We start from the raw sequence: 13454 nt of genomic DNA on the forward strand, positions 1-13454 counted from the left end.
AAGTGTGGGTGTGGGTGTGTTGGGGTAGTCCTGGGTGGTTGGGTCGAGCTGCTACCCAATATCTAAAAAAATCGGCGGCCCCATATCAAAAAAATCGATAGCACCAAAGTTACCCAGCCAACCCACGGATTCATCCGTGGGAGGCCACCTCACCACCCCAACCCACGAATTTATTCCTGGGAAAAAGGCTGGTGGGAGACCCCCCTGGACTGAACCTCCTTCCCTTCTCACCCAACTTTTTCCCTACATCCTTTGTCCGTGTGAAATTTTTCCCTATGTTCAGCCCGAGAAACCAAATAATAATTTAGAGGTGCGGCTTTGGCACTTTTAATAAACCTTCAACTCAAGCTGGCTTATGAGCGGACAATTGGACACCAAAGACATCATCGTCTTTCTCATTTATTTTGTCGTGGTAGCAGGTTATGGCTATTGGATTTACCAACGTAAAAAAAGTGCCACTGCCGATACCAAAGACTTTTTCCTTGCCGAAGGCACCCTCACCTGGTGGGCGATTGGAGCTTCCCTGATTGCTTCCAATATCTCTGCTGAGCAATTCATCGGGATGTCGGGCTCAGGTTTTGCCATGGGTTTGGCGATTGCTTCCTATGAATGGATGGCTGCAGCGACCTTGATCGTCGTGGCTGTATTTTTATTGCCCATTTACCTGCGCAATAAAATTTACACCATGCCTCAATTTTTGGCCCAGCGTTACAGCCCTTTGGTGGCTACTGTGATGGCCGTGTTTTGGCTGGTGGTGTATGTTTTTGTCAACCTTACATCCATATTGCACTTGGGTGCTTTGGCTGTGAGCACCATTTCGGGGATTAGTTATGAGGCCTGTATCTTTGGACTGACGATTTTTGCAGTATTCATCACCCTGGGAGGAATGAAAGTCATTGGGTACACCGATGTGATCCAGGTGTTGGTTTTGATTTTAGGCGGTTTGGCTACCACTTACCTAGCTCTCGATTTGGTAGCTCAACATTATGGTTCGAGTGGCGCCTTGAAAGGCTTGGGCTTGTTGGGGGAAAATGCCAGCAGTCATTTCCATATGATTTTGAACCCTGGCCAAATGATGATGCCTGATGGTGAAGGGGGGCAAAAAGATGCATACCAGGATTTGCCTGGCGTCGCAGTCTTGTTTGGTGCGATGTGGATCGCAAACCTGAGCTATTGGGGTATGAACCAATACATTACCCAACGCGCACTGGGTGCTGATTTAAAAACTGCCCGGGCAGGGCTCTTGTTTGCTGCTTTTCTCAAATTACTCATGCCAATTATTGTCGTACTGCCGGGGATTGCTGCTTTTCTGTTGTTTCAACAAGGAGAATTCCAAACCGAAATCACTGAAAATGGGTTTGTCAAACCGGATAAAGCTTATCCTGTTTTGATCAACTTATTGCCAACTGGTCTGAAAGGGCTTTCCTTTGCTGCGCTTACGGCTGCAATTGTTGCTTCTTTAGCTGGAAAAGCCAATAGTATTTCGACCATTTTCACCCTGGATTTGTACAAAAAGTATTTCAACCGCGACGCCAGCGAAGCCAACCAGGTCCGCGTAGGACGCATTGCCATCGTGGTTGCCTTAATTATTGGGGCCTTTGTAGCACCTGTATTGCGCAACTTTGGGCAGGCTTTCCAGTTCATCCAAAACTTCACTGGTTTGATTTCCCCAGGGATTACCGCAATCTTCCTATTGGGCTTTTTCTGGAAAAAAACCACCGCCAATGCTGCACTTTTGGGTGCCGTAGTGACCATACCTGCAGGTATCGCCCTGGAGCAATTGATGTCCAATCTGCCATTCATGCACCGCATGGGCTGGGTATTTTTGATCGTGGCAGGTTTGATGGTTTTGACCAGTTTGCTGGACAAAAAAGGTCGCGACAACGTTCGGGCAATTGAAGTAAATCCATCCGATTTTAAAACCGCACCAGGTTTTACCATCGGTATGGTTGTGGTCATGATTATCCTTGCGGTATTGTACTCCGTATTCTGGTAAAAAGTTGAAAAGGTTGAGGCTACCTTCACACCCACACATCACACTCACACCCATTCTTGCGTTAACCTCAACCTTTTCAATTTTCCTCAACTTCTCAACTTAGCCAATAAACTTTTTCCTCATTTCATCCTTTTATTTACATTTGTGCACCCGGTATTTGCGTTATCATGATTTAGGTTTTTGCTTCAACGCTATTATGGGGCAAAAAAACTCAAGTAATTCCGAAAACCAATACACCCATGGTGAGAACGATACGCATCCTGGTGTTTGTGCCGATGTTGTGCTTTTCAACAACTATTTTTGCCCAATTCATCCCTTTGGCCGATACCACCATCCGCGCTTGTGGCGGCTTTCTGACCGATTCTGGTGAGCGCAATTTCAATTACCACGCCAATGAGAATTTGGTAATGACCATTTACCCCGACCCAACTCAAGGTGCACGGGTACGTCTCAATTTTCCAGCCATCAATTTAGGTAGAGGAGATCGCCTTTGTTTTTATGATGGCAAGGACACCTTGGCCCCTTTGTTGCAGTGCATGGACTTTTCAAGAGGGAATCTGCCTTTTTTCGTCCAATCCTCTGCAGCGAATCTCGATTCCTGTATTACCATTGCTTTCCGTTCGGATGCCCAACTCGAAGCAGCTGGTTGGGTTGCTTCCATTGAGTGTATTAAGGTTTGTCAAAATTTTGAAGGCGCGGTATTGTTCTCAGACCCTGCCCCAATCCCCCAGGACACCAATAGCATCAACCTTTGTCCTGGTGACGACTTGTTTTTACGGGGTCGTGGATTTTACCCCCAAAACAATACCCTTTATGAGCAAAATGACAGTAGTTCGGTTTTCACCTGGGATTTTGGCAATGGAGATGTTAGGATTGGCAAAAACGTTGATTATACCTATCAGGAACCAGGTGGCTATAGCGTTCGTTTAAGGGTGACCGACATACGCGGCTGCCTAAGCACCAATTTGGTGGAGAAAAAAATTCGGGTAGCAGCCCGGCCACATTTTAGTGCCGATACCAGTTTACTACCGGAAATTTGCGCAGGTGACACCTTGCGGATACTGGCCGCAGGGTCGAACACCCCAGGGGCAGCAGTTAAAGTGACCTCACAAACTACCAGTTTTCAAACTAAACTGGTTAAAGGAGACAACCAGTTTATCCCGGATAATGATGGCCGAAAACTGGTGTCAACCTTGGTGGTTGATGGCTTTTTTGTAGGTCAAAACATCACTGAAGTGGACAATCTGGAGGGCATCTGTATCAATATTGAACACTCCCAACTGCGAGACTTGAATATCGTATTACGTTGCCCCAATGGCCAAGCTGTAACCTTGCAAAATTTCAATGGCCCGGGAGGTAAAGCAGTTGAACTGGGGCAGTCCAATCCCAATGATGATGCATCACCCCGCCAAGGGCGAGGTTATGAATATTGCTGGAAGACCCCGGTGTCCAACAACAATTGGAGCGACTTTGCCGATTCCTTTAACCTGGACACATTACCTATTGGCGATTACCGTCCGTTCCAATCTTTGAACCAATTGTTGGGTTGTCCGCTCAATGGGGATTGGACCCTCGAAATAGAAGACCTCAACACAGGTGAAAATGGTTACATATTTGCCTGGAGTCTGGATTTTCAACCCTCAATTTTCCCCAAAATTGAAACATTCAGGCCGGGCATTGCCGATTTAACCTGGCGTTTTCACCCCACAATTTTGTTCCAGGATGACAACAGCGCTTCGGTTTCGCCCTCTGACGGTGGCCTTGCCTCTTATCGTTTGATCGCCCAGGATTCATTTCTTTGTACTTTTGATACAACGATCACCTTGAAGGTAAAACCCAAAAATGATCCTTCCTGCGGAACTTGCTTATTAAGCTTCCCTGCCCTTTCGGATACAACAATTTGTCAAGGGGATAGCCTGGCAATGTCTTTTGTGCCTCAGGAGCGTTTAAATCAAGTACTGGTGTACACATCCTTTCCACAATACAGTTTTAATTTTGTGCAACATCCTCCTGGTTCGCCCTATGAATCCATCATTCCTGTGAGCAGGGTTGCGCAAAGTACCCTGACTGACCCCCGCAATCAAATCGAGTCCGTTTGTATTGACCTGAATTCCGACTGGGATTCTGACCTCAACATTTTTTTACGCGCTCCCAGTGGCGAATTGTTGGAATTGAGTACAGGCAATGGTGGTTCGGACGACAATTACGTGTCCACCTGCTTTACACCCCGAGCCAGCGACCCCATCAATTCGGGTTCTGCTCCTTTTACGGGAGACTGGCTGCCTGAAGGAAGTTGGAACGACCTACGTGGTGCCCGGATTGAAGGAGATTGGACTTTGTTGATTACAGATGCATTTGGAACCCAGCCACAAGAAATCAATGAACTCCTAAGTTGGTCGATTCGATTTCGTTCTGTGGATTCTTTAACCTATTTATGGTCTCCGGCAAATGTCCTGTCATGTAGCAATTGTGCCACCCCAAAGGCATTGATTCCCAACAATACACGCATTCGGGTTCAGGCCCAAAGCCGCTATGGTTGTACTTTTGAAGATGAATTTTCAGTCATTGTCCGCGATACTTTCCCAGCACCACAAGTTAGTTGTACTCAGGTAGGACCACGCAGCATCCGCTTTTCCTGGCTGCCAACTCCTGCTGCTCAGTACAACATCCGCTTTTCGATCAATGGTAGAGATTCTATTGTGCCAATTGCCATTAGCGATACTTTTTTCAGGGTTAGGAATCTGATGCCCAATGACGAAGTGCGAATTGCCGTACAGGGTTTCAGTGCTGATTCCAGCAATGTCTGTAGATCCGGAATTGGTGTTGCTGTATGCAGCATTCAACCTTGCGCTATCAGCGGGACGATAACCAGTATCAAAAATATTTCCTGTGTAACGGCAAGTGACGGTGCTTTTCAACTTCAACTGAATGGTGCAGTTGGAACCGTGCAAAGCGACTTGAGCGGGCCTAATGGTTTGATCCAACCCTATCGCAGTGATCGGCTTGATTTTGGTGATTATCAGCTCATCTTGGTTGACGAAGCCCTTTGTAGTGATACGCTGGATTTTAGGATTGGTCAAAACGATTCTCTCAACCTTATCCTTACTCCTGATCGCAGCATCAGTTGTGCCAAAGATCAGAATGTCACCATTACCTCTAGCATTACGGGAGGTACTGCTCCTTTTCGATATACCTGGAACAATGGTAGCCTCAGTTCTATTTTGAGTAATGTTGGAACAGGCCGTTATTCCCTCAGCGTTTCCGATGCCAACGGCTGTAGAGGAACCCGTGTAATCGTAATCGATGAGCCTCCAGCACTAATGCTTGCGATGATTCCTGAAAATGTATCCTGCTTTGGTGCAAATGATGGAAGCATCATCGCAACAGGGATGGGTGGCACCGGAACTTTGAGTTATCTGTGGAGTGACGGCAACCTTCAGAATAACCGCAATAATCTCCGTGCGGGCAACTATTGTGTCACCGTTACGGATGCAAATGGTTGTCGAATGAGTGATTGCCGCAACATCATTGCCCCAAGCGAGCTCAAAATCGATTCCATCCGTTTGCGCCAACCCACTTGTTCCGATCGCAGGGATGGACAAGCTACTGTTTTGGCCTCTGGTGGTACCGGAGCTTTGGATTATCAATGGAATGATCCACAAGGTCAAATCAATCAGACCGCTAATTCTTTGGCTCCCGGCCAATATCAAGTAGTGGTCTCCGATTCCAACAATTGTATGGTGAACCAAACCATAAACATTGTTGCCCCCACGGCACTCGCCCTTCAAATTAATGCACAATCAGTAAAATGCAAAGGTGGCAACGATGGTCAGGCCAGCATCCGGGTCAATGGTGGCATAAAACCCTATCGTTACACCTGGGAAACGGCCAATCAAAACGATACAACAGCCAGCATGCTGAGTGCAGGTTCTTACGGCATCACCATCACTGATGCGAACAATTGTACTACCGAAGGCCGGGCAATCATCAACGAACCTGCCAATGGTCTTTCCTTGAGTTTGGAACAAGTTCAACAAGGATGTTTCGGAGCCAAACAAAACAGCGCCCGTGCCTTACCGACAGGTGGATCGGGAGCTCCCTATACTTTTTTATGGAGCAACGGCAGTACCGCTCAAAACCCAATTGCGCTGGATTCGATTTCCTATACCTTGACCGTAACTGATGCTACGGGTTGTACTCAAAGCAGTTCTATCAAAATTAAGGATCTTCCCGCCATGGAGCCCAATACCATTATCTCCCAGCCCTCTTGCTTTGGGGGATCAAATGGCGCTATTGGTATCAATTTAATCATTGGTCGCCCCAACGCCGACCTCAATCAGTACCGTTTCCGTTGGAGCAATGGTGAAACGACTACCATCATCCGGGGCTTAAGGGGTGATGAAACCTATTCTGTCACCATCACCGACCCACAAGGTTGTACGGCTTCTACAACCCGCACTGTTCGGCAGCCCAAAGCCATCACTTTTGAGGTTGCTTCAGATACATTGGCTTGTAATGGGGCTGCTACGGCTACTGCTACCATCCGGAATATCGTAGCCGATACCCGCAACTTCACCTTTAAATGGGATACAAAAGCAGGTAATCAAACGACCCAACAAGCTAGTAACCTGCGCGCTGGTATTTATTCTGTCACCGTTACCGATGAATTTGGTTGTTTTGGCATCGGTACTGTGCAGATCCAGGAACCTACCTCGGTGCAAGTTTTGGTGCAGGCATCCGGACCTCTGTGTAATGGCGATAGTACGGGGCGGGCAGCAATCAGTGCTTCGGGTGGAAACCCAGGGTATACTTATCGCTGGAGCAATGGAGCCAACACCGCCTTCATCAGCAATGTAGCGAGTGGTTTATATCGGATCACCGTAACCGACCGCAAGGGCTGCACCAGCATCAACAATGTGAATATCCCCAGCCCCAATCCGATCAATCTCAACCTCAAGACCCAGAATCCAACCTGTAACGGTGACCTGGATGGTTCCATCGTCACCAATCCAAGTGGAGGAAAAGCCCCTTATTTGTTGAGCATCAACCAGGGGCCTTACCGCCCAACCTTAAGCGCAATTGGGTTGAAGGCTGGAAATTACGATGTCTTCATTAAGGACGCCAATGGTTGTATCACAGTGGAATCAGCAAAAATTGTAGATCGCCCAGCTTTTGCTCTTGATTTGGCTCAAACCAGTTTCACTATTCAACTTGGTGACACCTTAAAGCTGAAGGGAGAAGCGATCAACAACCAGGGGAATGTTTCCTACACCTGGATTGAACCCTACTCGGGTACACTCAGTTGTACAAACTGCGCCTCTCCTACCGTTCGGACCCAAAATGGCATTGAGTACAAATTGACCGCCAAGGACGAAAAGGGTTGCACTGATGATGTCATTGTCAAAATTTTTGTCCGCAAACAGCGGATTGTTCTTGTCCCTACCGGTTTTACTCCCAATGGAGACAACAATAATGATCTTTTGTTGGTGCATGGCCAAAATGGCGTCAAAATCAAAACTTTCCAAGTTTACGATCGCTGGGGAGAAGCAGTGTATGTTCGGGAAAACTTTGACATCAACGACACCAGTGCGGGCTGGGATGGAAAATACCGCGACCAGGCTCTGAACCCAGGGATTTACCTGTGGTTCCTGGAAGCAGTTTATCCTGACGGGTTTACAGAAATCCGCCGGGGGCAAACAACTTTATTGCGCTGATAATGAATACTTCGAATACCGTACTATTGAGTACTATGTTTTGTCCTCCGGTGCAGTACTTTTCTAAAATTTTACACTTTGACCACATTTGGGTGGAGCACCGGGAAAATTATCAAAAAGGAAGCTACCGCAATCGTTGTCACATTGCTTCTGCCAATGGTTTGTTACGGCTGTCCGTCCCTTTGGTGAAAGGCAAAAACCATCAAACCCCAATTTGGGAGGTTAGAATTGATTACAAAACCAATTGGCCAGCCAAACAGTGGGAAGCCATTACTTATGCCTATGGCAGTGCGCCCTATTTTGAAGAATACGCTGCATTTTTGGCCCCATTGCTAAATGGTACCAAACAGTTTGAATACTTGACTGAATACAATTCAGCTTTGTTGAAGGTGTTTCTGAAATTACTTAATCTCAAAAAAAGCATTTTTTATACCGAAGATTATCATTTTACACCACCTGCAGGGGTTCAGGATTTGCGTCAAATCATTTCGCCAAAAATCGAATTGTCCAATGATCCAGGTTTTTATCCAGATCCCTATCCTCAAGTATTCAATTATAAATATCCCTTCATGGAAAATTTAAGTGTAATGGATCTACTTTTTTGTACTGGGCCTCAAGCTTTGTTGGTTTTGCAAAAAAGCATCCGCAGAATATCCGAATAAATACCAACTTTACAATTTTATGAAAAATATTCATCCCGCAACGGGTTGTCAAGGTATTTTAACTCCACAACAACTACTCTTTGACTAATTAATCATTGCGCTTCAGCCCACTTTTTCCACCCTTCAACCCAAATTTCCTACATTTCAGTGAGTACAATAGGGGTAGATACATCCTTATGCATCTATACCATGTCTTTGATGGCAAATTAGCATGTGAAAGAACATGGCAGAATTTTACCAACGTACCAGTGCAAAAAGGAGTCTTTATTGACAAAAATGGTCATCCATTGGAACTTTCTTGTCGGTAAACACACTAAAAGAAAGAAAAAGTGGAAAATAAAAATCCAAAAGAGGATTTGCTCCGTAATTATTTTCAACAATCGATCTTGTTTAACGTTTAGAAGAAAATGCTTAAACAAAAATCGAAATACTGTGGAAGCTTGTCTCAATGAAGTGTTAAGGTTTTTAAAAAACATTAACAGTACTTTAAAACTTCATTAAGCAACATCCGCCCAATAAAATCGGTTTTATTGGAAAGCTTTTGAGCAGAAATTTTGTCCAAAACCCATTTACATATCCTAACATCATGAACATCCGAAAAATCAAATTGGCCCTTACGGTAGGGCTCTTAAACCAAGAGGCAGGAAATGTCGTTCACGACATTCAGGCGATGATGAGCGACTTCCGCGAGGAAGTAGGTGCTTATGTTGGTGCAAAAGTGGTTAAAATGGCCAAGCTGAACCCTACCCACGTTCAACAAACGTATGCCCTGCAATACGAGCGCTGTACCTTGAAAGTAGACCTGATCTCGAATCCTGCTACCAATTTGCAGGTTGTCCGGAATTTCTCCCTTGCATCTTAATCCCTTAGTTTTTATTTTTCTTGTTTGTTTCATTCAAGCTAGCAAAATGAACATTTCAAAAAACTAAGCGGAATCGCGCGTAATGCACGGTTCCGCAATTTTTTTTGGGGCATTTCTCTGCCCGATTTCCGTTCTCCAAACATTTCTTTTCAAATAATTAACATCTTTTTCGTGCACGGTCTTGGAATTATAACTAATTTTGCGCCTTGTTTGAGTAAAGGGGGGTGACGCAATCGCATTTTTGCCGTCAAATCCCGACGAAAAAATTCCTATGGAACTGCGCAACATTGCTATTATCGCCCACGTAGACCACGGCAAAACTACCCTGGTTGACAAGATGATTGCCCTAGGCAAATTGTTCAAAGATCACGAACGGCCTGGTGAGTTGATCATGGACAGCAACGATTTAGAGCGGGAACGTGGCATCACGATCCTGGCCAAAAACGTGTCTATCCGGTACAAAAACTACAAAATTAACATCATTGACACCCCTGGTCACTCCGATTTTGGCGGAGAGGTGGAGCGGGTACTCAATATGGCCGATGGCGTACTACTTTTAGTGGATGCTTTTGAAGGTCCGATGCCACAAACCCGTTTTGTGTTGCAAAAAGCCCTGGAGATGGGCAAAAAACCAATTGTAGTAGTCAATAAGGTAGACAAAGAAAACTGTAAGCCAGACGACGTGCATGAAGCCGTTTTCGACCTGATGGTGAACCTGGATGCCACCGAAGAACAATTGGACTTCCCTACGCTCTTTGGTTCGGGTAAAGGTGGTTGGTTCAGCCTCGATTGGAAACAAAAGACCGACAGCATCGTGCCTTTGCTCGATGCCATCGTCGAACACATTCCTGCCCCAAAGGTAAGTGAAGGCAACACCCAGTTGTTGATCACTTCCCTTGATTATTCCAGCTTCATTGGTCGTATCGCAATCGGACGCCTTAACAGAGGCACCCTCAAGGATGGCCAGTTCGTGAATTTGTGTAAAAAGGACGGCAGTATGGTGAAAAGCCGGATCCGTGGCCTATATGTTTTTGAAGGTTTTGAAAAAATGAAGGCTGAGGAGGTGCATGCTGGTGAAATCTGTGCCTTGGTCGGGATCGAAGGATTCGAAATTGGGGATACCATCGCCGATATCGATAATCCCGAGGCATTGCCACCCATCACCATCGATGAGCCAACCATGAGTATGCTCTTCACCATCAACGATTCACCATTCTTTGGTCAGGAAGGGAAGTTTGTCACTTCTCGTCACATCAAAGAGCGTTTGGAAAAAGAGTTGGAGAAAAACCTCGCTTTGCGCCTGATGGACACCGATTCAGCGGATTCATGGCGGGTATTTGGCCGGGGTGTATTGCACCTCGCCGTACTCATCGAAACGATGCGCCGGGAAGGTTACGAATTGCAGATTGGCCAACCTCAGGTAATCATGAAACGCATCGACGGCCAACTTCACGAGCCTGTTGAAGAACTGACCATCGACCTACCAGAAGATGTATCCGGTAAAGCGATTGAAATGGTTACGCGCCGCAAAGGAATGATGACCTCCATGGAGCCAAAAGGAGATCGGATGATCTTGCGTTTTGAAATTCCATCTCGGGGCATCATCGGTTTGCGCAGCCAAATGTTGACTCAAACTGCTGGCGAAGCCGTAATGACCCACCGTTTCATTAGTTTCCAACCCCACCGTGGTGAGATCCCTGGACGTACCAACGGATCGCTGATCAGCAAAGACCCAGGTAAGTCTATCCCCTACTCTATCAACAACTTGCAAGAGCGTGGCACCTTCTTTATTGGCTCCAATGAAGACATCTACGAAGGTCAGGTTGTAGGGGAAAACAGCCGTCCTGGGGATATGATCATCAACCTGACCGTGACCAAAAAATTGACCAACGTTCGGGCTTCTGGCTCCGATGATAAAATCCGCCTGATTCCACCACGTCGCTTCACGCTTGAAGAAGCACTGGAATACATTCAGGAGGATGAATACGTAGAAGTTACGCCTGCAAACATCCGCCTGCGCAAAATCTACCTGAAAGAGCACGAGCGCAAACGCTTCTCCAATAAAGCAGTTGCCGAAGTAGTAGAAGAATAAATAGTACGCTTCGATAAAGCATAAAAGGGCTTTCAACAAGTTGTTGGAAGCCTTTTTGTTTTTTAAAACACTTTTCGTCTTTCATCTCAAATCCACTTCCTGAGGCTAGTTTATGACCATTTTTACCCAATGACACTTCGTAAGAAAACACCTTACAAATAAATGATTATCAATTTCTTACAATCAAAAACCTAAAATTACTGCTTCGTAACACTACCCAAATTTTAATTCGTTGGAAAACAAATCCACCCTTACCTTTGAATAATGCATGATTTATGCAGGAATCCACTTTTAAACTGCCACCACAGAGGCACTAAGACCATAAGCACAATCCTTTTCCTTTGCGTCTTAGTGCCTTTGCGGCCTCTGGAAAATAGCATTGCCAGATTTCAACGAAAATACGGACATGGAATTGAACAAGTACAGCAAGATCATCACGCAAGACCGCTCACTACCCGGTGCACAAGCCATGTTGTATGGCATTGGCCTGAGCGAAGAGGACTTGAAAAAGGCCCAGGTTGGCATCGTCAGTACGGGCTGGGAAGGCAATACCTGCAATATGCACCTGAATGGTTTGGCCGATTTGGTCAAACAAGGGGTACTGGAAAGTGACCTGGTGGGTTTGATTTTTCACACGATTGGCGTCAGCGACGGAATTTCAAACGGTACCTCTGGTATGCGTTATTCCTTACCTTCTCGGGACATCATTGCAGATTCGATAGAAACGGTAGCTGGTGCACAATTTTACGACGCCATAGTCCCCATTGTGGGTTGTGATAAAAACATGCCTGGTGCCATGATGGCCCTGGGTCGCCTGAATCGCCCCTCGATCCTGGTGTACGGTGGTACCATCAGTTCCGGCCACCACAACGGCCGCAAACTCGACATTATTTCGGCTTTTGAAGCTTACGGCCAGTCGGTGGCCGGAAAACTGGAAGACGCCGAGTACAAAAAAATCGTCCAAAATTCCTGCCCAGGCTCTGGTGCCTGTGGCGGTATGTATACAGCCAATACCATGTCCTCAGCCATTGAGGCACTAGGTATGTCCTTGCCCTTCAACTCTTCCATTCCGGCCAATCACCCTGAAAAATTGAATGATTGCCACCGGGTGGGCAAAGCCATTCTGAATGTATTGGCCAAAGACTTGAAGCCCCGCGACATCATGACCCGCGAGGCCTTTGAAAATGCCATCCGCGTCATCATTGTCCTCGGCGGCTCTACCAATGCAGTGCTTCACCTCATTGCCATGGCTAAATCAGTTGGGGTGCCGTTGAGCATCAACGACTTTCAGGCCATGAGTGACAAAACGCCACTGCTGGCCGACCTCAAACCTTCCGGCAAATACGCCATGGAAGATTTGTACGAAGTAGGTGGAGTACCCGGCGTGATGAAAATGATGTTGGCGGAAGGCCTGCTACACGGCGAATGTATGACTGTAACCGGCAAAACCGTAGCGGAAAACCTCTCTGAAATAACCGGACTTAGTCCCGAGCAGCCCATCATCAAGCCACTCAATGAGCCAATCAAGGAATCGGGGCATATCCAGATTTTGTACGGAAACCTCGCCACCGAAGGCGCTGTAGCCAAAATCACAGGTAAAGAAGGTGAGTATTTCCGTGGTCCAGCGCACGTTTTTGATTCAGAAGAAGCATTAAATTCAGCCATCGCCGCTAAACAATTGAAGGCTGGTGAGGTTATAGTCATCCGTTATTGTGGTCCGCGTGGAGCACCGGGGATGCCTGAAATGCTCAAACCAACTTCTGCCATCATGGGTGAAGGTCTGGGCGACAAGGTTGCACTGATCACCGACGGCCGCTTTTCGGGAGGTACCCACGGTTTTGTCGTTGGTCACATCACCCCTGAAGCAGAACGTGGTGGCAACATCGCGCTGGTTCGCAACGGCGACGAAATCAGCATTGACGCCCGGAACAATACACTCATTTTGCATGTTGATGACGACGAGTTGGTCATCCGCCGTGCCGAGTGGATTGCACCACAACCGAAAGCAACTTTTGGAATCCTAGCCAAATATCGACACATGGTCTCATCTGCCAGTGAGGGATGTGTTACAGATCAATTTTAAAACAGCTATCAGCGTTCAGCCATCAGCTATCAGCTATCAGCACTC

6 protein-coding genes are annotated in these 13454 nt (G+C 46.5%); all 6 read left to right on the plus strand.

Annotation, left to right across the window (positions count from 1 at the left end; all coding sequences use genetic code 11):
• Positions 1–355 precede the first annotated feature (355 nt).
• Positions 356–1996 (plus strand): sodium/sugar symporter, encoded by a 1641-nt coding sequence (locus SFV55_RS28030; protein WP_320032906.1) that lies wholly within the window; start codon positions 356–358, stop codon positions 1994–1996.
• 239 nt (positions 1997–2235) lie between these two features.
• Complete coding sequence (locus tag SFV55_RS28035; RefSeq protein ID WP_320032907.1) at positions 2236–7710, plus strand: proprotein convertase P-domain-containing protein; 5475 nt, start codon at positions 2236–2238, stop codon at positions 7708–7710.
• A gap of 2 nt (positions 7711–7712) precedes the next feature.
• Positions 7713–8372, plus strand: coding sequence for a WbqC family protein (locus SFV55_RS28040; protein WP_320032908.1), 660 nt, complete (start codon positions 7713–7715; stop codon positions 8370–8372).
• A 586-nt stretch (positions 8373–8958) separates the two neighbouring features.
• Positions 8959–9234 (plus strand): hypothetical protein, encoded by a 276-nt coding sequence (locus SFV55_RS28045; protein ID WP_320032909.1) that lies wholly within the window; start codon positions 8959–8961, stop codon positions 9232–9234.
• Positions 9235–9505: 271 nt separating this feature from the next.
• A complete protein-coding gene (typA, locus tag SFV55_RS28050; protein WP_320032910.1) occupies positions 9506–11326 on the plus strand; it encodes a translational GTPase TypA in 1821 nt (606 codons plus the stop codon).
• Positions 11327–11732: 406 nt separating this feature from the next.
• Positions 11733–13409 (plus strand): dihydroxy-acid dehydratase, encoded by a 1677-nt coding sequence (gene ilvD, locus SFV55_RS28055; RefSeq protein ID WP_320032911.1) that lies wholly within the window; start codon positions 11733–11735, stop codon positions 13407–13409.
• The last annotated feature ends 45 nt before the right edge of the window (positions 13410–13454 follow it).

Source organism: Haliscomenobacter sp., from assembly GCF_033763495.1.
Classification (GTDB): Bacteria; Bacteroidota; Bacteroidia; order Chitinophagales; family Saprospiraceae; genus Haliscomenobacter.